The 22,314-nt window shown below is 48.3% G+C and carries 23 protein-coding genes and 1 pseudogene; 3 read left to right on the top strand and 21 right to left on the bottom strand.

The features are described from left to right. The 5 genes from Q0372_RS07365 to Q0372_RS07345 all read right to left on the bottom strand — a co-directional run. Positions 1-491: DUF4837 family protein (locus tag Q0372_RS07365; protein ID WP_298104437.1), on the bottom strand; the 491-nt coding region annotated here is incomplete at its 3' end. A 444-nt stretch (positions 492-935) separates the two neighbouring features. Further along, positions 936-1,100, bottom strand: a complete 165-nt coding sequence (locus Q0372_RS07360) for a hypothetical protein (protein ID WP_298104435.1) — start codon at positions 1,098-1,100, stop codon at positions 936-938. A 244-nt stretch (positions 1,101-1,344) separates the two neighbouring features. Beyond that, positions 1,345-2,238 carry a DMT family transporter gene (locus tag Q0372_RS07355; protein ID WP_298104432.1) on the bottom strand — a complete coding sequence of 298 codons (894 nt, stop codon included), beginning with the start codon at positions 2,236-2,238 and terminating at the stop codon, positions 1,345-1,347. A 414-nt stretch (positions 2,239-2,652) separates the two neighbouring features. After that, positions 2,653-3,279 carry a hypothetical protein gene (locus tag Q0372_RS07350; RefSeq protein ID WP_298104429.1) on the bottom strand — a complete coding sequence of 209 codons (627 nt, stop codon included), beginning with the start codon at positions 3,277-3,279 and terminating at the stop codon, positions 2,653-2,655. Between the two features lie 44 nt (positions 3,280-3,323). Continuing rightward, positions 3,324-4,013, bottom strand: a complete 690-nt coding sequence (locus Q0372_RS07345) for a hypothetical protein (protein ID WP_298104426.1) — start codon at positions 4,011-4,013, stop codon at positions 3,324-3,326. 349 nt (positions 4,014-4,362) lie between these two features. On the opposite strand from Q0372_RS07345, the gene Q0372_RS07340 reads away from it, so the two are divergent. Continuing rightward, a complete protein-coding gene (locus Q0372_RS07340; protein ID WP_298104423.1) occupies positions 4,363-5,523 on the top strand; it encodes a PepSY-associated TM helix domain-containing protein in 1,161 nt (386 codons plus the stop codon). 208 nt (positions 5,524-5,731) lie between these two features. On the opposite strand, the gene Q0372_RS07335 is transcribed toward Q0372_RS07340, so the two are convergent. Next, the gene (locus Q0372_RS07335; protein ID WP_298104420.1) at positions 5,732-6,745 is read right to left on the bottom strand and encodes a zeta toxin family protein; all 1,014 of its coding nucleotides are present in this window, start codon (positions 6,743-6,745) and stop codon (positions 5,732-5,734) included. Between the two features lie 179 nt (positions 6,746-6,924). Here Q0372_RS07335 and Q0372_RS07330 point away from each other — a divergent pair, with 179 nt between their 5' ends. After that, positions 6,925-7,047 carry a hypothetical protein gene (locus Q0372_RS07330; RefSeq protein ID WP_298104417.1) on the top strand — a complete coding sequence of 41 codons (123 nt, stop codon included), beginning with the start codon at positions 6,925-6,927 and terminating at the stop codon, positions 7,045-7,047. A 2-nt stretch (positions 7,048-7,049) separates the two neighbouring features. Here Q0372_RS07330 and Q0372_RS07325 read toward each other — a convergent pair whose 3' ends face one another. Genes Q0372_RS07325 through Q0372_RS07285 form a run of 9 tightly spaced genes read right to left on the bottom strand, consistent with a single transcriptional unit; the run spans position 7,050 to position 15,133 of the window. After that, complete coding sequence (locus Q0372_RS07325) at positions 7,050-7,550, bottom strand: threonine/serine exporter family protein (protein WP_298104414.1); 501 nt, start codon at positions 7,548-7,550, stop codon at positions 7,050-7,052. Further along, complete coding sequence (locus tag Q0372_RS07320) at positions 7,543-8,358, bottom strand: threonine/serine exporter family protein (RefSeq protein WP_298104410.1); 816 nt, start codon at positions 8,356-8,358, stop codon at positions 7,543-7,545. Before Q0372_RS07320 ends, Q0372_RS07325 begins: the two co-directional genes overlap by 8 nt. 25 nt (positions 8,359-8,383) lie before the next feature. Beyond that, positions 8,384-8,743 (bottom strand): hypothetical protein, encoded by a 360-nt coding sequence (locus Q0372_RS07315; RefSeq protein WP_298104406.1) that lies wholly within the window; start codon positions 8,741-8,743, stop codon positions 8,384-8,386. 3 nt (positions 8,744-8,746) lie between these two features. Further along, on the bottom strand, positions 8,747-10,129 hold the full coding sequence (locus tag Q0372_RS07310) for a peptidoglycan DD-metalloendopeptidase family protein (protein ID WP_298104404.1): 1,383 nt from the start codon (positions 10,127-10,129) through the stop codon (positions 8,747-8,749). After that, a complete protein-coding gene (locus Q0372_RS07305) occupies positions 10,126-10,941 on the bottom strand; it encodes a hypothetical protein (RefSeq protein ID WP_298104401.1) in 816 nt (271 codons plus the stop codon). The genes Q0372_RS07310 and Q0372_RS07305 overlap by 4 nt, the downstream gene beginning before the upstream one ends. After that, on the bottom strand, positions 10,928-11,617 hold the full coding sequence (locus Q0372_RS07300) for an ATP-binding cassette domain-containing protein (RefSeq protein WP_298104398.1): 690 nt from the start codon (positions 11,615-11,617) through the stop codon (positions 10,928-10,930). Before Q0372_RS07300 ends, Q0372_RS07305 begins: the two co-directional genes overlap by 14 nt. After that, positions 11,605-13,209 (bottom strand): tRNA (guanosine(46)-N7)-methyltransferase TrmB, encoded by a 1,605-nt coding sequence (gene trmB / locus Q0372_RS07295; RefSeq protein ID WP_298104395.1) that lies wholly within the window; start codon positions 13,207-13,209, stop codon positions 11,605-11,607. Before trmB ends, Q0372_RS07300 begins: the two co-directional genes overlap by 13 nt. 3 nt (positions 13,210-13,212) lie before the next feature. Beyond that, positions 13,213-13,878, bottom strand: a complete 666-nt coding sequence (locus Q0372_RS07290; protein ID WP_298104392.1) for a fibronectin type III domain-containing protein — start codon at positions 13,876-13,878, stop codon at positions 13,213-13,215. After that, complete coding sequence (locus Q0372_RS07285; RefSeq protein ID WP_298104390.1) at positions 13,808-15,133, bottom strand: RluA family pseudouridine synthase; 1,326 nt, start codon at positions 15,131-15,133, stop codon at positions 13,808-13,810. The genes Q0372_RS07290 and Q0372_RS07285 overlap by 71 nt, the downstream gene beginning before the upstream one ends. A gap of 52 nt (positions 15,134-15,185) precedes the next feature. Here Q0372_RS07285 and Q0372_RS07280 point away from each other — a divergent pair, with 52 nt between their 5' ends. Next, positions 15,186-16,292 (top strand): FtsW/RodA/SpoVE family cell cycle protein, encoded by a 1,107-nt coding sequence (locus tag Q0372_RS07280; RefSeq protein WP_298104388.1) that lies wholly within the window; start codon positions 15,186-15,188, stop codon positions 16,290-16,292. Positions 16,293-16,397: 105 nt separating this feature from the next. On the opposite strand, the gene Q0372_RS07275 is transcribed toward Q0372_RS07280, so the two are convergent. The 6 genes and pseudogenes from Q0372_RS07275 to Q0372_RS07250 all read right to left on the bottom strand — a co-directional run. Next, a complete protein-coding gene (locus Q0372_RS07275) occupies positions 16,398-16,724 on the bottom strand; it encodes a hypothetical protein (RefSeq protein ID WP_298104385.1) in 327 nt (108 codons plus the stop codon). Next, positions 16,721-17,224, bottom strand: coding sequence for a hypothetical protein (locus Q0372_RS07270; RefSeq protein ID WP_298104382.1), 504 nt, complete (start codon positions 17,222-17,224; stop codon positions 16,721-16,723). Before Q0372_RS07270 ends, Q0372_RS07275 begins: the two co-directional genes overlap by 4 nt. A gap of 666 nt (positions 17,225-17,890) precedes the next feature. Beyond that, positions 17,891-19,729 carry an N-acetylmuramoyl-L-alanine amidase gene (locus Q0372_RS07265; RefSeq protein ID WP_298104380.1) on the bottom strand — a complete coding sequence of 613 codons (1,839 nt, stop codon included), beginning with the start codon at positions 19,727-19,729 and terminating at the stop codon, positions 17,891-17,893. Then, positions 19,713-20,801 (bottom strand): nitronate monooxygenase, encoded by a 1,089-nt coding sequence (locus Q0372_RS07260; protein ID WP_298104377.1) that lies wholly within the window; start codon positions 20,799-20,801, stop codon positions 19,713-19,715. Before Q0372_RS07260 ends, Q0372_RS07265 begins: the two co-directional genes overlap by 17 nt. Next, positions 20,801-22,006: a tyrosine--tRNA ligase gene (gene tyrS, locus Q0372_RS07255; protein ID WP_177389336.1), complete on the bottom strand. Its 1,206-nt coding sequence runs from the start codon at positions 22,004-22,006 to the stop codon at positions 20,801-20,803. Before tyrS ends, Q0372_RS07260 begins: the two co-directional genes overlap by 1 nt. Positions 22,007-22,020: 14 nt before the next feature. Further along, positions 22,021-22,314, bottom strand: a pseudogene (locus Q0372_RS07250) (bifunctional (p)ppGpp synthase/hydrolase); the annotation flags it as partial.

Below are 22,314 nucleotides of genomic sequence, written 5' to 3'. Positions count from 1 at the left end.
TCGGAACGATTGACAAGGGGGAGCGTGTAGTGAGAGTCGCTGGAGGTATTGCCGTTGGCCTTGATGTAGGAGCGGACGGAGTCGGGGCTGGGGGAGGTGAGGCGTGCCACCACCTGTCCTGTAGCCCAGTCGTCGTAGCTGTATTTGAGGGAGACCTTGCTGTAGCGCTGGGGATCGATGTCGAGGAGGAAGACGTTGCGCACGAGCTGGAGTGTCCCCTTGAAGGACTGGGTCGGTACGCGGGAGATGCGTAGCGAAGGTTCGCTCTGGGGCAGGGCGGGAGCGTCCTCCTCCAGCAGGTCATAGAGCTCCTGAGCCATCGGGCTCTCGAAGTATTCCTTCCCCATGACGAGCATCAGTTCGCCAGGCTTCCCGATGGCATTCTGCTGGAGTACAGAGCCTTTGGTGGAAGAGGACTTACAGCTCGAGAGGGCTAGTAGGGTGGTGAGTAGGACTGGGAAGGCTAGGCCCACCCAACGATTGATCTTCATAGGATATATCTTGTTTGTCTTTTCTGCCTGAGGGTCAGTAAGACAAAGATAAAGAAACTGGGGCAGAGTCGCCCTAAGCCACAGGGATAGAAGTTTGCTCCGCTACGGCCTTCGCCCATGCCTTCCTCCCGCCCGTCTCCCCGTCACACTCAGAGCCCCTTCTCCCCCAAGCCTCGGTCAGAATACCCGCTCTGCTGAGAGCTTCCCTCCCGACCGCCTCAGACTTCTCTCCCCACGAAGCTGGGAGGAGAAGGCGTAGCCAGCTATAGGCGTGCTCCCCTCCTATACTGATAGGGTAGGCCTGCTTGGTCTCGAACTCACGGCCCGCTCTCTTCGGGGAAGCCTTCCCGCTGGTACTAGCTAGCCTCCCTTCCCCAGGTCTGTAGCACGTGTGTGCTTTAGCTCAGGGGATGCCCTCCCATTCTAGCCCAAGAGATCCCCCTATTATATATGGAGTAGAAGCCCGCTCATCGAGCCTGATTTATCTAAGATCAGCACCAATTCCAGGTGATTTACGCCGTCTTTATGATCGGGCGGCGTGGCGAGCTCTACGCTTTTGGCAAACAATATGCCCGCAAGCGCGGCAACAAGAAGGATGATTTTTTTCATAGGGGCTCCTTTGTTAAAATTTCATTATTTTACTATTGTATCGCTTAATCAATGAAATTTTATCGCTAAAACTTCGCCGCACGCCCCTGCTGGGTAAATTTTAATACGAAATTTTGTTGCGGAATTTTAAAGGCGTAGAATTTTATACGGCATGGAATTTTGCGTGCAAATTTATGCAGCACGGAATTTTACGACGCAAAATTCCACGCGGCATGGAATTTATGGAATTTGCGCCGCCGCAAAATCAGGTCTCTGCAGATCTGCTCCGTTTTGCGCTGAGGTAGCTTCCGATCTCGCTTATCAAAACGCCAGATAGGATGAGCGCCGCGCCTAAAATTTGCATCGCGCTTAGCCTCTCGCCGCCCACGAATACGCCCATAATGCCCGCCGTTACGGGCTCGAGCGTGAAAAACAGAGCAGTTTTTACGGGCGTCGTGTATTTTTGCATCAAAGCCTGCGCAAAAAAGCCAAAAACCGTTCCCAGCAGGCAGATCACCGCCATCGCGACGAAAAAGCTTTTATCCATCACCGGCACGATGCTGACTCTTTCAAAAAAGATCGCCGCAAAGCAGCAAAGCGCGCTTAGGCAGAGGATCTGTACGTAGGCGATGCCCGCTACGTCGCAGCTTTGCACGAAGCGGTTGGTCAGCACGATGTGAAACGAATACGCGCACGCGCAGACTAGCGCCAGCGCTTCGCCCTTGCCGAGGCCTAGCTGCGTGTCGCCGATGAGATAGAGGCCAATGACCGCAAGCGCGATGCCCGCGTAGGCGTAGGAGTAAATTTTATGTCTAAACAGCGCCGCGGCGATGAAGGGCACGAGCGCGACGTTTAGGCCGATAATGAACGCTACGGAGGAGCTTTGCGCAAATTTAAAGGCGAAGGTCTGCGACGTAAAGCCCGCGAATAAAAACAGGCTAAGCACCGCGCCGTGCTTGATCTCGCGCGAAGTTATGGCTTTGAGCTTCGGGAAAAATATCGCGCCTGCGATGATACTCGCGGCGAAAAAGCGCCAAAATAGCAGCACAAAGACGTTGTTGCTCGCAAGCGCCTGCGAGGTGGGCAGATACCCGAGCCCAAAAGCGATCGCCACGAAGACCATCCCGACATCGGCTCTAAATTCTAAACTTTTATTCATCTGCGTCCTTTTTGAAAATTTAAAGTCGTAATTTTACGAAATTTTAGGTAAAAAATAGGCTAAATTTTAGCGGAGCGGTTTGGAATTTTGGTTTTTAAGATCGCGAGTTAAATTTTAGCGCCTAGCTCGTTTTAAGTTTTCGGCTCGTCTTTTTAGGCTTGCATTGGGCTCATCTTTTTGGGCTTGCGCGCACTTGTTGCCGCCGCTTTGCTACGCGTACATTTTACGGCTACTACTCGCGCGATCATTACGCCGCTTCGCCGCATGTTATAAATTTACAGCTACTGCGCGCACAATCATTGCGCCATCCGGAACTAAATTTAATCGCCCGCGCCCTCTTTGTCTTTTTTTAGAATTTCTATGTTTATGCGCTCATTCGCGCCTTTTAAGCTTATAGTTTTTTTGAGCGCGGATTTAAGGGACTCTTGCCTCTTTTGATTTTATCATCTTATAGCGCCTCTTTCTTATCTCTGCTTCAATAAATTTTATATCTTGCTGTGCGTATGGGAATGAGAGCGTGAAATTTTTTCCGCTTTGCCCGTCTTCTACTATCAAAATCGGCATCTCGCCCCTCATCCCTTTCTCCGTAAGGGCGTTTTCTATATCGATCTTTGTGCTAAATTTAAACGATAAAAATCTCCACTCTTTCCTTACGGTGCGGCTATCTATGATGACGCCCTTTTCGGATAACGGCAGTATGGCAATTAACATCATTGCAAGACCCATTACGATCACGAGTGCGGTCTCGCCGCCGCCTCTTTGCATATACCCGCCTACGCATAAAGGGTCGTTTGCATCAAAGCATGCAACTTTACCTCCGCCTCTTGTTGTTTTTATCCAAGGCTCATCAAACGCCACCAACGAACCCCAGGATAAAAATAGCACGATAAGCATAGTTTTTGCTATGGGGCTAGGAGGTATGAGCCAGGCGCCCTTTTGCACGGTTTTATAAGAGGCTTTGCTTTTAAAAACCATGCTTTTTAAAATAGCAAGCCCAAACAGTAAAAGATTTATGCCGAATATCAAATATAAAAATATCATGCCGCCACCTTAAATTTAGATATTTTTAGCGTTAAATTAAAAGCTCAAGCATTTTGCTCGGCTGCTTTAGCTTTTGAAATTTCAGCTAGCTTTTCTAATATAAAATTTTGCAAAAAATCTATATCCTTTTGTGCATACAAATATCCCGCCCCGAATTTAACGCCGCTAATTTTGCCTCGTATGCTGATTATTTTTACGCCTCTTATAAACCATGTGGCGTAGTTCATCTCATCAAAGTATATCTTTTCCGTATGCCTAAACGGCAGAACCTCCCATTCTTTGCAGATGCCGCTTTTATCTATTCTAATTCCTTTTTGAATTAGCACGACAAAAGAAAAAATTATGGCGCAGACAGATATGATTTTGCCGAGTATTAGTATAGGCTCGCTTATTTGCAGATATCCGTCTATGCATCTGGGATCGCCTTCTTCAAAGCATCTTAAATTTATGCCTGCCGCTTTGTACTCTTGCGAGCAAATTTTATCGTGGGTGTAAAAGCAGGGTATCGGCTCGCCGTTATGTTTTGCTACGTGCGAGCTGGATAGAGTGACTACGCCGAAGCTTAGGAATATTATAAACATCTGCATTTTTAAAAGCGGATCGGTGGAGATAAACAGAGTTCCGTGATCTACGGTTTTGAATGATCTGTTTTTATCAAGCAATGAAACAAGAAGGCAAAAGCCTATCGTAACATAAAGGATTATCGTAGCAAACTCGGTTATACTTTGCGACATAATAATGACCTTGTTTTATAAATTACGCAAGCTCGCGTCTTTGGCAATTTTAGCGCAAAATTTCTAAATTTACGAGATTCTAAGCGCGCTTTTTATAAATCGCGATTAGAATTTTATCTCGCTAGCGTGATCTTGCCGCGCGAAAGGCGGATTAAATTTTGGCTTTGAGATCCTGAAGTACGCGGTTTATGACGTTGCGCGAAGTGCCTGTGCGCTCTTGTGATGCCATAACGCGCCTTAAATTTCGCAGCTTAAATCTTAATGATAATTATCTAAATATTTAAAATCGCACAATATAATTGCGAACCTCAATCAAATAAAGATTAAATTCATCTCGCAAGGATCTACAATGAGCTCGCTTCTTAAGCGCAACAAAATTTTATTTAACGTCCATCTTGTTTTATCGATCGTTTTTTCTATCCCGCTGCTTATTATAGGCATTACAGGCGCGATTTTGTCGTATCAGCACGAGCTTGAGGCGCTAATAAACGCGGGCTCTAAAAAGGTCGAAAAAACGGGCGAAATGCAAAGCGTGGAGAAAATCCTGCAAAGCTTTAGCGAGCAAACAGGCGCTAAGCAGCCCGTAAGGCTCGTCGTGCCCAAAAGTGATGACGAAGCCTTCGTCATTTACGCAAACAGAAATGATGCGTATCTGGTCGATCCATACACTGCGCAGATCATTGGCAAGGATCGCGGCACGAGCTTTGTGCTAACGGTGATGGCGTTGCATCGAAATTTGGGTCTAGCGCTAAGTGGCAATAAAACCGCAGCCGAGGTCGGCAAACAGATCGTGGGTGCGAGCGTCGTGGCGATGATACTGCTCGTAATAAGCGGCGTATGGCTGCATTTCCCAAGGCTTAGGCGCAAATTTATCGAAGCTATAAGACCAAATTTTAAACTCAAAAAATACGCTCTTTTTTATAACCTACATACGAGCCTAGGCTCGCTGAGTGTAGTGATTTACCTACTTATCTGCCTAACCGGGCTTAATTGGTCGTATAGCTGGTATAACGATGCTGTGATGAAGCTTTTCGTAAGTTCGCAAAATTTACCGCAAGCTAGCGCGCCTAAAGCCGCTGCTTCTAAAGATCACGCCGCCGCACCTGCTAAAGAGGAGAGCAAAAAGCCCGCTACGTATAAATTTAGCGACGCGCAGAGGGCTTATGAGATATTCAGATCAAGTGGCATAGAGTATAAAGAATTTACCCTAATGCTCGCAGCCGGAGATAAGATCGGCGTCAGATACTACGAGCCCGATGCGCCCGCTACAGCCCGTCCAAAAGGCGCGAGCGTGAAGCTAAATGAGGGCAAAATCGCGCAGCAGAAGCAAACGGAGGGTATCACCGTGGGCGAGTTTAAAGACGCGAACTATCAGCTGCATACGGGCTATTTTTTTGGGCTCGCGGGTAAAATTTTATGGTCGCTCGTTTCGCTTTGTATGGCGCTTTTTATCTTTAGCGGCTTTTATATGACGGTAAAAAGGGCGTTTAAGTCAGAAAAGCTCAGCTAAATTTTACCATCACGGCAAGAGGTGCGACGAGCGGAGCAAGAGAGCCCAATACCTACAAAGCATTGAGATGAAATTTGCTAGAGTAGATCAAGCAAAAGCCCTGATTTAATGATATTTGAGACATTCTAAAATTATCGCGGATTAAGTCTTGAGGTATATCGCTTCGTGCATTTTACTCTAGCTCACTTTTAAATTTTGCGATTTCGGCTTAATGGGTTCGGATAGACATAATTTTATTTAGCTTTGTTTCGTTCGCCTGAGCAAAACAAGCTTTGTCGATTCTGCCTTTTTGAAAATCTTGGTCTAATTTGACTTTTAAACGTTTGAAAATTTCCTCTTTTGAGCCGATACTGATTAGTTTGTAGATCTCTTTTTCGTCGGTTAAAATTTTATTCTTATCGCTATTTCTATCAATGGCGATAATATTAATTTTATCCCCAAAATGCTCTTTTAACTTTTTTAAACCGCTCGGTAAGTTGCCTTGGATGCTAGACATAACTTCAATGCTCCCGCCGCGCCCGTATTCGTTAAAGCGCTTAAAAGTATTGTCTAAAGCTTTTTCTGGCTCTATATGCACCGCAGCAATCGTAACGTCTAAATTTTTTTGTAGGCACTGCTCTATTTTTGGGATAGTCGGCGCCGGGTTTGCCAACTGCCCTTCAAAAATAAGTTTAACTTTGTCATCAGTCATAAAATTTTTAACCGAGGTTGTTTTTCCGGCTCCAGGAATTCCGGTGATGAAAATTGCTTTGGTTTTATTAGGCTCATCGCGCTTTAGAACCTCTTCAAACTGCGTCGCCGCCAAAACAGCGGAGGAATTATGTATCGCGTCATTTACTAGAGCCCTATTTTCTTTTGCTTCAAAGCAAGGAAAAAGTTCTTTGAATGTATCGGAACAAATATAACGACCACCTGTGGTATTAGGGTGCTCATTATATTCTTTTAAAAAATTTTCTAGAGAATTTTCAGCAAGGACAATCGCTTCGTCTTGAATTTTTATCAATTCGGCATTAGAGCTGAAATCAATCTTTTTTATTGCGCTTACTAACTTTGATTGGCTATTTCTTATACCTGCTTGTCGTATTCTTTCAATACTCTTTTTTGGAGCACCGCGATAAAGTTGATTTTCGACTTCCTTGCGATATTCAGCGTCGTTTTCCATTCGCGTCAAATGATCGCTTACGCCCTGCCACATTTTCATATCTTCTTCTGTTAAAGCCATTTGAAGTCCTTTCTAAGAAATTTGTAGTATTTTAATACATTCTAATTATAGCATTTATCTTTCTTATAATTATGCAACAAATTATATTGGGCTGCAGAAATACACTTTTAAGTTATATGGGATATTACTACGATAAAAAAGAGAAAACAATAAAACAAATATCAAATAATGAGCGATAAATGGAGAATATAACTAAATTTTACTTTGGCGGTAAGGGCGGAAAATTTATAAATTTTACCCCGCTAGCGAAGATGATAAAATTTAAATTTACCCGCCACGACTGCTTAAAATCCCATATTTAGCGCTATTTGCCTCTTGCGCCGCGAGTGATCATCAAGGACTGCTCGTAGAAAATTAGCAGTGTTATCGAGACACCCGTGCCGAGCGCCAGCGAGATCGAGATCGTGGCGAGGGCGTTATCGAAAAACGAGATGAGGTGGGCGAGTTTATGCTCTGCGCCCGCGGCTCTGATATAAGAAAACAGCGCCAAAACCGCCTTGTAGGCGTAGATGCCAGGTATCATCGGAAGCAGCGCAGGAAAGGCGATAATCTCTGCGGGCACCTTGAGGCGCTTGGCGCAAAGCATCCCCAAAACACCGATCAGAAACGACGCAAAAAGCGTCGCGGCGGCGATCGAAAAAATTTGGCTCTGTATCAGCAAAAACCTGCACGAATGCGCAACCGCCGCAAGCAGCGCCGAGAAGGCGAGCGTCTTTTTAGGCGGCATGCACGCATACGCAAACCCGAGCCCCGCCGCAGCGGCAAAGCAAGCGTCCTTAAATACCAAAAGCGCGAGATCAAACATTTACAAGCCCCAAATTTGAGATGCTAAGCGTCAGAAATAGTCCGATCGCGATACATATGATCAAAAGCCCCGTGTTTAGCCCTCTGCTGATGCCTACGAGCATATTTTCGTTTAGGATGTCAAATACCGAGTTGATCAGCCAGACGCCCGGGATCAAAAATAGTATGCTCGATCCCACGGCTACGTCGGGCGTGGCGCTAAGCCCGTAGCGAGCGCCTAGCGAGACGATGAAGGAGACTGCGAACGAAACCGCGATGTATTGGATTTTTAGATTGATTTTAAGCTTGCTAAGTAGATAGCGGGCGCAAATTCCAAAAGCCGTAGCTGCAAAAACTAATGCCATTGCGCCGCCGTCGCCGCCGAAAAGCTCGCAGAACGCGGCATTTGCGACGCTGAGCAAAACGAGCGTTTTGGCGAAGCTTTTCTTTTGCGAGGCTAAAATTTCTGCAAATGCGGCTCTGGCGCGCGCAAGAGGGATTTTCTCGTCGTAAATTTCCCAGCTAAGTGCGCTTAGCTCCGAGATCAGATCGAAGCTGATCTGCGCCACAGCGCCCGTTTTGACGTAGGTGCGGCGGATAGAGTTGTCCGCGGGGTCCATCACGCTGATGATGAAGTGGCGCACGAAGATCATCAGGCTCGCCTCATAGTCGTAAGCGTCCGCTATCCTGCGCACGCAGTGCTCGATGCGCGCGGTGTAAGTGCCGATGCTAAGCATCTTGGCGGCGTATTCGCTAAGAAAATTGGTAAGCTCTTGGATCTGCGGCCTCGCCGCTTCTGCTTCTTTTGTCGGTGCTATCTCTGCTATCATTATTTCCTCCGCTACCCTTGTAATCTCAATATTGTTTTGCGCTGTTTTTGTCATTTTTGCTTCTACGGCGCTCGTTGTAGCTTCCTGTTTTTGCGGTGCCCACCATCGTTTTTGATGTCGCTATGATGTCCGTCATCGCGGAATTCTTATTTTTAAAATTTAATGCAGCGACTCCCGTGGCGGAATTCTCGCCATCTAAATTTGACATGGAGGCGATACCTATGGCGGCAAAGCTTTGGTTGCTTAAATTTTGATCGTTTAAATTTAACGTCGCCGCAGAATTTTCATCGCTCAAATTTAACTCGCAGTTCGAGCTTTGCTCGCTTAAATTTAAACTTTCGGCGTCCTCGCAAGATCCGCTAAATTCAGAATTTTCATCGCCCACGGCTCACCTCAGGCTGATGAGATCGAGCGGGTTGATGTGGTAGTTCTGCTGCGTCACCTCAAAGGTCAGATCTGAGCCGATGCGCCCGATGATGTAGCCCTTTTTGACGTTGGAGCCGACGCGCACGGTAGGCGGGATCTGATTTAGATGCGCGTAGATCGTGTGGATGCCGCCGCTATGCTCTAGGATCACGACCTTATCGAGCACGGCGGTTTCTTTAGCAAAGACTACTTTACCCGGCAGCACCGCCTTAACCTGCGTGTCGCCGCTATTTGAGCCGAGCACGATGTTTTCGTTGAAAAGCTTGATGTTATACACGGGATCGTTGTAATTGCCGAATTTCCGCTTCAAATACGCGCTGTTCAGAGGCGCCGCGGTCTTGGCTCCGCTGTATTTTTTAACGCGCGAGGACTGATAGCTCGAGCCGTACTGCTTGACCTTTTGGTTGATCTTGCTTACGCGCTCATCCGCTGGCTCGCTCACTTCTGGCTCGGGCTCGCTAGGAGGCTCAGGCTCGGGTTTGCCCGCCTTTTTGGCAGCCGCCTTTGCTTTGGCGTACTCTTTTTCGCGCGCCTGGCGCTCCTTTTGCTTCTGCGCTTCAAGCTTTGCTTGGCGTGCCGCTTCCTCCTTCTGCGCTTTGGCTTTTTCCTCGGCGTCATCGATGATCTTAAGCTCCTGCAGGGTCTTAGATATGGCATCTTGCTCGTCGTTTATCTTCTCCAGTCTCGCGATGTAGTCCTCTTTGTCCTTTTTCATCTGCGCGAGCTTCTCTTTTTGGGTGGTTTGCTTGGCGTTAAGATCGGTTTTTTTCTTGTCGTAGCCTGCCATGCTTGCTTGGATAGATTTGATCTTTTTATTCTGCTCGTTGATAAAATTTTGATTATTTTCATAGTCTTTGATCAGCCCCTTCAGCTCGTCGTTCATAACGACGCCGAGCCCCTCTAAAATTTCGCTAGCTACGATAGAATCGGGCGTGGTTGTGGAATTTACGTCGGTGATGAGATCAAACGATAGCTCTTGCGAGATCACACTTATGATCTTGCTTTCTAGATCATTTTGCACGCTAAGAAGCGTGACGTTTTGGCTATTGAGCTTCTCAAGCTCCTGCGCTTCGGCGGCGTATTGATCTTTTAAGCCCTCGATCGCGTCACTTAGCTGCTTAATCTCGCCCTCGCGCTTTTTAAAGCCCTCCTGCTCCTTTACGATTTGGCCTGCAATCTCATCGATCTTTTGCGAGAGTTGCATCCCCTCCTTTTGCGAGCTTTTTAGCTCTTGACCCGCTTTGGCGATCTTATCTTTCGTGCTTTGTCCCTTTGCGGGCGCGGCATAAGTAAGAGCCGCGGCGAGCCCTAGCACAAGAAGCGGCGCTAAAAAAGCCCTTTTCATGCTCGTTTATTTCCAATTTGCAGCATCACAAAACTTACCGCGATGATAGATAGCGTCAAGGCGACACCCAAAAGGATCAGCGCGTCGTAAGGCAGCACTATGGCGGTGCGTAGATCGCCGATACCCTTAAGCGTGGTCGAAAACACCTCCCAAGAAGGAAGCGCTATATAAAAGCAGGTCACGATCAGCGTGGCGATAAAGGAGTCTATTATCGCCATTCGGTAGAGCTTGCCGCTTTTTATCAAAAACGACGCGCCGAAAAGCTCCATGATCTCGATGCGCTCTTTGTGTTCGTAAACCCAGATACGCATCTGGCGGTGAATTAACATCACGCCTAAAAGCACGATCAGAAACGCAAAGCCGTAAACGAGGCTTTTGATAAGCAGTAAAATTTTAAAAATTTCATCGTGGGTTTTTTTGAAAATTTCAACCCGCGTAAGCGAGCCTATGGATTTTAGATCCTGCTCGATCTTTGCAAGCTGCGCGGCGTCGGGGAAGCTTTCGAGCTTGACGCTATAAAATTTAGGTAAATTTTTACTAAGCTCGGCAAAGGCGTTTTGTGAAATTTTACCCTTTAGCCGCTCGGTGATGCCCGCTGTGGAAATTTCGCTAATCGAGCTGATCTTCGGCACCGCTTTTTGCGCGTCTTGCAAGCTGAGCGGGGTTTTGGAGACTAGCACGATGTTGTATTCATTTTGGATCGAGCGCTCGTAGCTTTTGGTTAGGTTGCTCATAAAAATTCCAAACTGCACCGAAAAAAGCAGCGCGACGAGCGAAAAGATCACGCCGAAATGGGTTTTAATCGATTTCATTTACTTTAGCGTCCTTAATCTCAAAATGTCGGTGCCTAAAACGAAGCGTAGAGGGCATTTTATGCGTCACGATGACGACGCAGGCGTTCCACGACTCGCACGCCGAGCGCAGCAAATTCCAAATAATGGCGCTGGAGTAGTCGTCCAAATTTCCCGTAGGCTCGTCGCACAGCAGTAGGCGCGGATTATGCGCCATCGCACGCGCCAAAGCCACGCGCTGCTGCTCGCCGCCGCTAAGTTCGAGCGGATACTTGCCCATCTTATGCCCGAGCTCGACGTGGCGCAGTAGCTTTTTGGCTTGGTCTTGGCAGACCTGCTGATTGTAGCCCATTATCATTAACGGAAGCATTATGTTGCGCTCGATCGTCCATTCGTTGATCAAGCGGTAATTTTGAAAGATAATGCCGATGCGTTGGCGCAGGGTGCGCAGATCGGAGTTTGTGATGCCCTTTAGATCGCACAGGCAGACGTTCAGCTCGCCGCCGATGATGTCGATGCCGCCGTAGAAGGACTTAAGCAGCGTGGATTTGCCGCTGCCGCTCTTGCCCGTGATGATGACGAAATCCTTCGCGCCGATGCCGAAATTTGCGTCTTGGATGACCGCGCCCGCCTTTTCGTAGCCCAGCGTGAGGCCCGCTGCGGTGATGATGTTGTAATCGTCCGTTATCTCTGCCATTGTGAAAATATCTCCGAAATTTTTTGATGTGCCGCGTGATTTTCGCGCGTAGGAAGCGGGCGGCAGATAAAGTAGCGCGTACCGCTTGCGTTTGCGCGGATGAAACACTGCTGCGGAAAGTCGAATGCACCTAGCGAAAGCAGGATTAGCACGTCTTGCGGTTCTGCAGTGCACGGCTTGCTTTGCTGTTTGAGCTGTGACTTTGCGCAGTCTAGCTCGCTTTGGTGTTCGGCTCGCGTTTCTGCACAGCCTTCTAGGTTGCTTTGGTGTTTATCTTGCTGCTTGGTGAAGCTCGGCTTGCTTTGCCGTTCGGCTTGCGATCCCTTTTTACAAGGTACGGCGCTTGCTTTTTTTAGAATTTGCGTAGCGTTGGCGCAAGCTGAAATTTTATCGCCCGCCGCCGTAGCTGAAATTTTGCCGCAGTCTGACGAAATTTCATTCACGCTCGCTCGCTCGGTTAAATTTTTGCCACGCGTCGCGTCTAAATTTATAGCTTCGCCGTTGTTTATAGCTTCGCCCGCGCTGCTTAAATTTACGCCGTTCGCTTCGCAAGCGCTGCCCGCGTCCAAGCTTTTTTGAGCGTCAAAGTAAAAAATTTCCTCAAAATGCACGAAAAAATCCTCGCCTTTGAAGGTAGAATTTTTAAAATTTCGCGAGATTGCCGCCGCGTCAAATTTTAAAAATTCCATCTCAAACTGCTGCGGCTCGCCCCGGCCCGCGGTTTTGTTCTCGTAGATCAGATCGTAGATATCTTTATCCATTTTGCGCCATCTATCCTCGTATTTACTCGCTACGGCGGCGTCGCGATTTTTGAAGTGCGAAATTTCGCCCGCTTTGCGCTGAACGTAGGGCGAGAGCTTTTGTATCGCGTAGAGGAAGTACTCCTCGCTGTCGGTGCGAAGCTCGAAGCGACCGCCGAGCCCGAGCGTGCGTGCGATCTGCGAGGCGAACTCGTCGCTTATGACGCGGCGGTGCGGTGCGTCGTCCCACGGCACGGGGAAGTGCAAAAACACGCGCTGCAGGCAGCCCGCGGGAAGCAGGCTCAGTAAAACCCGCGCATCGGTGGCTATGAGAGCGATGTTTTGCAGCCCTTCGCGGATCGCTAGTTTTGCGACCTGTTCGATCGCGGGCTTGTAAATTTCGATACCGATTAGCAGCGCGTCTTGATTTGAGCGCGCTTGATGAAGCAGGTGTCTGCCCGAGCCGAAGCCGATCTCGATAAAAATTTTATTAAATTTAGAGCTTTTTACGAGGGATAAAATTTCATTCTCGTCCAAAATCAGCGGCGTTTTTTCGGTAAGCGAGCTGTCTTTGAAAGCAAACGCCTGCGAGATGATCGGCCCGCAGAAGCGCTCTTTAAAAATTTCGAGCGCTCGTTGCAGATGGCCGATCTTGGCGGGCTTGGTGATCTTTTCGCCCTTTATTATAACTTTACCGCCGCCGGGTTTTAGGGTGATAAAAAACTCGCTATCAAAGCTTCTGGTTCGCACGAGCGTCAGGTTTCTATCACGCGCCGTCTCTAAAAATTCGACCTCGCCGAATCTAGCTGGTAGCGTCGGCAGGCTCACGCTTTGGGTTATGAAATTCGGCAAACTTTATTCTGCCTGCGCTGCGGCAATGACTGCACTAGGCTTGGACAGCTCTCCGTTTTCGGTTTTGACGGTAATACGGTATTCGTATCCTTCGCCGTAATCGATATTGTCGATATACTCAGCGCTAAGTCTGCCGCGAACCTCTTTAATCGTACTCCACGACTCGCCTCCCTTAGGACGGCGCTCGATTAGATAGGAGCTTACGCGAAGATCCGGATGCGGACGCCAGATGATCTTAACGCGGCCCGGAAGCCCGTAGATAGCCTGCGCAAACGGCACGGACTCTAACATCTTCGCCGTGCTTGCGATAGCGACCGGAGAAGGAGCCGAAACGCCCTTGGCGCCGTATGTGCGCACGGTGTATTTATACGAAGTGCCCGGCTGCAGTCTCGTATCTACGTAGTGGGTGGAGTATGGATCTGCGATGGTGGCGATCTTTTTGGCTTCGCCGCCGCTTGCAGGCGCTCGGTAAACGACAAAGCCCAGTACGGCGGTATCTGAGTCGTATCTAGGCCACTCAAGGCCGATCTCATTGTCGCTCGTGATCGTCCTAATGCCCTCTACGCGCGGAAGGTTCTCGTCGCTTGCGCTAGGCGCGCTAGACGTAGTGCAGCCAGCCACTAATATCGCTAAAGTAGCGCTCAACGTTAGTCGGTAAAATTTTTTCATAAATTTCATCCTTTACCTTTTGATTTGTCGTAAAATTTAGAAATTCGCTCGGCAAATTTGCGCATATTTTCACCTCTTTGCCGCTTCGCGGATGGATGAAATAGAGCAAATAGGCATGGAGCAAAATCCTGCTAATTTTAGCGTTTTCGCTCTTAAATCCGTATAAATGATCGCCCAAAATATGCCGATTTATCGAGCTTAAATGCACGCGGATCTGATGCGTGCGGCCCGTGAAGAGCTTTGCCGCGACGAGATTAAAGCTCTTTAGGTTTATCGGTGGCAGCTTATAGTTTTGAGCGGGATTTTTAAAATTTAAAAATTTATTCTCGGCGAGGCGGGCGGCTTTGGTTTCATTTGCGTTCATATCGGCGGTTAAAATTTTATCTGCGTTGTCTGCGCGGCTGCTTGGAATTTTATCTACGCTTTGGATCGGAATTTTATCCGCGCTCCGCATGCAATTATTTGAAATTTCGTCCGCGTTATCCGCGCCTGCGTAGTCGTTTAAAATTTTATCCGCCCCCGCGCTCTTGCCCGCAGCCGTACCATTGCCCGCGCTCGTACTTAAAATTTCATCGCACCTCTGGGCGGAGTTTTGAAGCTCCGTTAGTTCTGTGCCACTTAAAATTTCATAAAACGCGCTCTTTGCATTGCGTCCGCCGGGCACGATCCCCATTTTTAGACGGTTTGCAGGGTTGCGAGAGATCGGGCGCTCGATCACGCAGGGCTCTTTCAGCGGCAGGTCGATGAGCGCGAGGTATATCCGCCCCATGCTTTTATCGCTTAGCTGCGCCGAGAGCGCGGCGTGCGCGGCGTTGTTTTTGGCGACGAGCAGGGCGCCGCTGGTGAGCTTATCCAGGCGGTGCACGATGCCCGCGCGAAGCTCGCCGCCGAGCGTGGAAAGCAGATAGCCGCGAGACTTGAGCCAGTCCACGAGCGTGGGCTCTTTGACGCTTGCGGCGGGGTGGACGGTAAGGCCCGCGGGCTTATTTACCACGAGCAGATCCTCATCCTCGTATAAAATTTCAACGTCGAAATCTAGCCGCTCTGCGCTCATCTGCTGCGGCGCGGGCGCGGGGTAGTCGATGTGCACGAGCTCGCCCGCAGATAGCTTATAGCCGGGCTTAGTTTGCACGGCTCCGTCCACTTTGACCGTTGCGGATTTGATCAGGCTTGATATTTGATTGCGCGAAATTCCAAGCTGCGAGCTTAAAAAAACGTCGAGCCTTTCGCTGCATTGTGCTATTAGATTATCCAAATTTATACCTTTTTTGGCTATTCTTACGTCAAAATTTTAATAGGATTAAGCGTTGTTTAAAATTGACAAAAAGATTTTAGCATATTTTGATTTCATTCAACCTTTTTTGATCGTGCCGATAGTGGTTTTTTCATACGTTTTAATAAGCGAGGCAAACGACGTGCTGTCCTCGAAGCAAGTCGTTTATTTCGGCGTCGGATTAGCCGTTTTTACTCTATTTTTTCTCTTTCCGATACGCAAATTTTTATATCTGATCCCTATATTTTATTGGATCAATATCATATTGCTGCTCAGCGTCGATTTTTTCGGCGTTAGCAAGCTAGGAGCTAGGCGCTGGCTGGAGATCCCTTTCGTGCATTTTACGCTGCAGCCCAGCGAGGTGATGAAGCCCGCGTTTATCCTGATGCTGATGTATCTGATACACAAAAATCCGCCGCCGAAAAACGGCTACGGGCTGAAGGATTTTTTGCGCCTTAGCTTTTACATACTTCTACCTTTCGTTCTGATCGCAAAAGAGCCCGATCTAGGCACCGCCGCGATACTTTTTTTGACCGGATTTGCGATCCTTTTCATCATCGGCGTCGATAAAAAAATTTGGCTTACGCTGATCATCGTTTTTGTGGCCAGCTCGCCGATTTTGTACGAAAACATGCACGATTATCAAAAAAAGCGCATCGCCGATTTTATCAGCGAGGAGCCCAATTATCAGGTCAAGCAGGCGATCATCGCTATCGGAAACGGCGGCATCTACGGCAAGGATAAGGATGAAGCGACGCAGACGCACTTTAAATTTCTACCGATTGCGACGAGCGATTTTATCTTCGCTTATACGATCGAGCGCTTCGGCTTTGTAGGGGCTGCTGCGCTGATCGCGCTGTATGCGCTGCTGATACTGCATCTGCTGAGCCTGAACTACGATTTCAAAAGCGATTATCTGATACGGGTCTTTACGAGCGCGCTTGCCTCGCTTATTTTCATCTACACGGGCGTTAATATCTCGATGGTGGTGGGTTTCGCGCCCGTCGTAGGCGTGCCGCTGCCGTTTTTCAGCTATGGCGGTAGCAGCTTCATCACCTTTATGATCCTCTTTGGAATTTTGCAAAATTTGCTGACGTTTAGGATGAAAGATAACTACAAGACCTACAAGATCAGGATGTAAATTTGGTGTTCGCGCGGATAAATTTTGAAATTTTACAAAATCGCGCGAGTTTATTTTGAGCTTCGGCGGCGAAATTTTAAGCGGGGCACTAAATTTTAAAACTCGCTATAAAATCACGCCGATGCCGAGCGTAAAAACCACTGCAAAAAGGGCGTATGTAAAGGCAAATTCCAAAGTTTGTGAATTAAAAAATCCGTAGTACAAAACGCTCGTGAAGAATCCGCCCACGAAGGCTACGGCAAAGATCCCGATCCGCGCCGAGACGGGCTTTGCGCCGCAAAATTTGTATAGGTAAAAAACCCCGCAGAAGCTGATCGCAAACCAGATCATCGCAGGCACCGGCCCGCTTATGCGTGTCATGCCGAAGAGATTGGCTAAATTTAAAAGCAGCAAAAATATCACCGCAAGCGCGATCAGCGCGGATCTGATCATCTATCGCGCCTTGCGCCATCCGCGGAATTTTCACCGCGATCGTCATTAGAATTTAAAATTTCATCCTCGCTTTGAGAATTTAAAATTTCGCCGCTCTCTTTGTAGTTTTCGCTCTCGTTGCTGTCTAAATTTTTAGAGCTCTCGTCCGCAGAATTTTCATAAATTTTGTTTGAAAATCTTTTGTGCCTGATCTGTAGATAAAAGACAAAGGCGACGAACGCTACCGCCGTGATCGCGATGTAGTAGCGGTTTTCGAAGAGCAGCACGCCCTCTACCAGCCCCGAAAACAGCGCCAGCAGCGAGGCGGTAAGAAACGGAAAGCGCACAAGCTCCTTTTCGCCGATCGCTAAGGCGATGAGCGCGACGCCGAATATCGTGGCGTTTAGCAGTGCGCCTAGGACTTTGATCTCGGCAAAAAGGCTCGGATTTACGCGCGAAGTGACGTAGAGCATGAGCGCGACGGCGGCGAAAAGCAGGATCAAAAATACGATTTTTTTCATTTCGGACCTTTTAAAATTTATCTTTAAATTTACGATTCAGCTGCACCTTTAATGCACATAGAGCGCAGGCATCGGCGCGTTGCAACTGCCGCGTTCGCAGCATTACGCAAATATCGCGCGTCCTGCGGACATGGCGCGAAATTTTAGGACGCGACCGTGCTGTTTTAAGCGCGACTGGCGCAATATACACGCTCATAACTTAAAGCACAATCCTAATTGCGCGGACGCGGTTTGAAACACGACTTGCGTTAGCGCGACAAAATCGCTATTTTCGCGCGATTTAAATGCGATTTTGTCGGTAAATTTTACCTAGCTGCGCTCTGCCGAGCAAGTGGCGCCAAGTCCGTGCTTTAAAATTTTATGCCGAGCCACGTTAAAATTCCGCGCCTAAGCTGTATATATCCCTAGCTCGTGGCGCCGCAAGACGCTCCGTAAAAAATTTACCTGCCCGTAGTAGATATTTTGCACGCGAGCGAATTTTGCACCCAAGCGCCGCGCATTTTGCTTTAAATTTAGCGTGGCGGGCTTTAAATTTTAAATTTACCGCCTCCGCGCTCTGTTTATATGCAAGTCCGTTGTGCCCGCTAAACTATATCTGCGGGGCAAATCTCGGCGCCAAAATAAAATTTCATCTAGCTCGCAAAATGCGCGGCGCGTAAAATTTCATCACTTGTTTTTCTGAAAGTACGCGTCCACGCCGTTTGCGATGCCTTGGGCGATGCGATCTTGATAGGCGCTTTTGCCTAAATTTTTACCCTCCTGCGGGTGCGTGATGTAGCCCATCTCCACGAGCACCGCGGGCATCGTAGCGCCCACCAACACCCAAAATGGCGCCTCGCGCACGCCTCCGTCTCTGCTTGAAAAGCTCTTTTTGACCGAGCTTAGCATATAGCTTTGAATATCGATGGCAAGCTTGTTTGAGGAGATTATCTTCTCTCGGTTTAAGAAATTTAGGAAGGTCTGCTTCGAGAAGGTATTCATATCCTCCAGATCGCCCCTGTTTTCGAGCGCGGCGGCGTTTTTGCTGCGTTCGCTTCTAGCCGGGCTTAAGAAAAAGGTCTCCACACCGCTCATTTTAAGTGCTGAGTTAGCGTTAGGAGCGGCATTTGCGTGGATCGAAATAAACATATCGGCGTTTTTTTTAGCGGCGAAAGCGGTGCGCGATCGTAGATTTATAAAAACGTCGGTGCTGCGCGTATAAAGCACCTTGTATCCGCGCTTGGTAAGCAGCACACCGAGCTTTTTGGATGTGGCCAGCACGACGTTTTTTTCTTTCAGCCCGTTTCCTACCGCGCCCGAATCGCTACCGCCGTGACCGGGGTCGATTACGATGAGCTTGCCCTTAGTGGATTTATAAATTTTACCGGCGGCCACGGAGGTCGATTTGGCGCCCCCTGATTCCTCTATCGTGCTGATTTGCGGCTCGCTATCTTGCTCGCGTCCGTGCTTGCGCCCTGATTTTTGATCCTTGTTTTTTTCTGCTCGCGCCGATTTTGCGGCTTTTAAGCCTTCAGCCGTACTTAAAATCATCATATTGCCGTTAATTTCTACGTTTGCGTTGAATTCTTTCGGATTACTAAGTACGATGCGTACGGTCTTGTCGTTGTATTGCGAGACGCGCACATCGCTAACGAAGCTATCTTTAAGCCGCGTTTTTTGTGACTTTTGCCGCGCGCTAAAATCGAGCACGAAGCGAAAATTATCGCTACTTGCGATCGTAAAATCTTTATAATCGCCGCGCTTTAGATCGCGGTTAAACTCAAGCACGATCTCATCCCCATCACCGCGCAGCGATGCTAGAGCGAGTTTGGCATCGGGGGCGGATTTTTTTACGCTGCTTTTGCGAAGTTCAGAATCTAGTCGCTCTGTCGCAGCGCTACCTGCGGAATTCTGCGCTTGTAAGGAGTCATCGGCTCCTGCGGGATTTTCGCTCGCGTCGTTGCTACGCGCATCGTCTGTTGAATTTTTTGCGTCGTCTGCATCGTGAGGTCTAGTAGAGCGTAAGAATTCTAGATCCTCGCTAGATAGCGAGCTTAGATCGGCTTCTTCTGGCGCGCGCGTCTTTTTGAGATTTTTGGAAGTGGAATTTTTTGAATTCTTAGAATTTTTAGAGGCGGGGGCTTTGGGGCTGTGCGCTAAATTTGAAGCGTTTTTCTCGTCCAAGCTTTTGGAATTTTTTGTGTTTTCATCTTTGAGTTTTTTAGAATTCGTGCTGCTATCGCTTGCTTTGCCTTGTAATTTGGCTAGCGCAGATTCATAAGGCGAGGAATCAAGCCCTAAATTTTTCGAGCTGTAAACCAGCCTTTTTAGCGCTTTGATGCGAACTTCTTTATCGGACGCGCCTTGGTAGAGCAATTTTAACTCCTTGTGCAACGAGCGCTTGTAATTTGGTGTTGCTACGATGAAATCCTTGTCGAATTTCGCAAAAAACACCTCGCTCGAAGCTCCAAACGCTAATACGCAGCTAAAAGCCGCGATTAGAAAAATTTTAACTATCTTCGCCATTTACAAGTTTTTCTATCAATTCCTTCACGGATATTATCTCGTTTAATCGCCATCCGTTCGCACCGGTAAAAAACAGGCCGCTTTGCGTTTTGCCAAGATATGCGTCGCTTAGGCGGTCTGCGATACAGTATCCTACGGCGTTAGCGCCTTTGCCGCGCTCGCATGGGCTTACGCAGTTGCTGATACAGCGGATCTTAGGCGCCGTGCCTGCGGCTATCATATCTTGCAGATTAGTATGAATTCCGCGTGCAGGATAGCCCACGGGCGATTTTAGAAGCCGGATGTCCTCTTTTTTGGCATTAAGAAGCACCTGCTTAAATTCCTCCGCGGCGTCGCATTCAAAGGTGCCGATGAAGCGCGTACCCATCTGTACGCCGTCCGCGCCCAAAGATTTCACGCGATCGATGTCGGTTTTATCCCAAATTCCGCCTGCGACAAAGAGCGGGAAGCTGCCCCATTGCGAGATTTCCGCTTTTACTTGCGGAATCAGATTATCCAGCGCAAACGCCGGATCGCCGCACTGCTCGTAGGTAAAGCCCTGATGTCCGCCGCTAAGAGGGCCTTCGAGCACTACGGCATCAGGAATTCTGTCGTAGCGCTGCTTCCAACGCTTGGCGATGATCTTAAGAGCCTTGGCGGAGGAGACGATAGGCACGAGCGCGACGTCCGGGAAATCGGCTGTAAATTCCGGCAGATTGGTAGGAAGCCCGGCGCCGCTTATGATGATGTCGATACCTGCCTCGCACGTGTCGCGCACGATGCGTTCGTAGTCGTTTGCTGCGCACATTACATTCATCCCCAAAGGCGCATCGCCGCAAATTTTACGGGCGTTTTGCACGATGGTAAAAAGCGCCTCTTTGCTATAAAAATTCTCGCTTTGATATGGTCTGCCCTCGAGCGATTTTTTGGCAAATTTAAGATTTTCGTAGTAGCCGGTGCCGACCGAGCTAATGACGCCTAGACAGCCGTTTAGGCTGACATTGCCGGCTAGCTTGTCCCAGCTGATACCAAGTCCCATGCCGCCTTGAATTATCGGGTGTGCAATCTCGTGTTTGCCTATCTTTATACTCATTAATCCACCTTTAATTTAGCGAATTTTTTCTTTCCTACTTGGAGTGTATATTCGCCCGAGCTAAGCTGAAGCTGCTCATCTAAAATTTTATTTTGATCGATACTGACGGCGTTTGATTTTATCAATCTGCGCGCATCCGAGCTAGATACGGCGAGCTTGCAGCTGATGAGCGCCTTTACGATCCATGCAGGCGAGCTTACGTGATATTCCTTGATCTCGCTAGGAAGCTCGCCGGCGCCGTGGACGCGGTCAAATTCCTGCTTGGCCTCAAAGGCGGTGTTTTCGTCATAAAATTGCGTGACGATCTCGGAGGCAAGCTCCTCCTTAACCGCTTTAGGATGGATCGAGCCATCCGCTACGAAGCCTTTTATGAGCTCGATATCTTCGCTGCTCTTTTGGCTTAGCAGATTATACCAATCCCACATTAACGCATCGCTGATACTCATCACCTTTCCGTACATATCATGAGGCGTATCGGTTACGCCGATGTAGTTACCCAGGCTTTTGCTCATTTTATTCGTGCCATCGGTGCCTACCAAAAGCGGCATCATCACGACGCTTTGTTCTTTGCCGACATCATAAATTCTTTGCAGCTGGCGACCCATTAAAAGATTAAATTTCTGATCGGTGCCGCCGAATTCTATATCGCATTTCATGCAAACGCTGTCGTATCCCTGCAACAGCGGATACATAAACTCGCTGATGCTGATCGGCTGCTCTGCCTTGTAGCGCTTCTCGAAGTCGTCGCGCTCGAGCATCCGGGCAACATTGAAAGTGCTTGATAGCTCGATCATACCGCTAGCACCCAGGCGGTTGGTCCATTCGGAATTAAACATCACCTTAGTTTTTGCAGGATTTAAAATTTTAAAGACCTGCTGCTCGTAGGTTTTGGCGTTTTGCAGCACGACTTCGCGCGCTAGTTTTTTGCGAGTCTCGCTCTTGCCCGTAGGATCTCCGATTTGAGCAGTAAAATCACCGATTAGAAATTGCACGATCGCGCCGTGGTTTTGTAAAAACGCAAGCTTATTTAGCACGACGGCGTGTCCTAGGTGTAGATCCGCAGCAGTGGGGTCCATGCCGATTTTGACGTAGAAGACCTCGCCGCTGTCGTAATAGCGCCTAATCAGAGCTTCAATCTGCTCTTCGCCGATGATCTCCGCGACGCCGCGCTTGAAATTTTCCATAATGCCTTGAATGTCAGCCATTTGCTCTCCCTTATTTAGTTTTTATATACGTCCGTAAGCGATACGAAATCCACGATTTTAAAGCGGTTTTTGAGTTTGTCTTTAATCTCCGTGGAGTCTAAATTTTCGTTTAGCTCGATGATGATCTCAAAATAATCCGACGTCGTTTCGCTATTTTCGTTAAGGCTTATCGATACTAGATCGACCTCGAGCTTGACTAAATAGTTCAAAAACGTCGCCAGCGAGCCGCGCTTGTTTTCTAAATTTAATATGATCTTATAGCGGTGCGGCGCATTGCGCGTCCATTTTACGAAGATCATCTCATCGGT

Source organism: uncultured Campylobacter sp. (genome assembly GCF_937997405.1).
Taxonomy (GTDB): domain Bacteria; phylum Campylobacterota; class Campylobacteria; order Campylobacterales; family Campylobacteraceae; genus Campylobacter_B.
The sequence above is the reverse complement of the archived record's forward strand: the minus strand, read 5'-3'. Positions and strand labels throughout refer to the sequence as shown.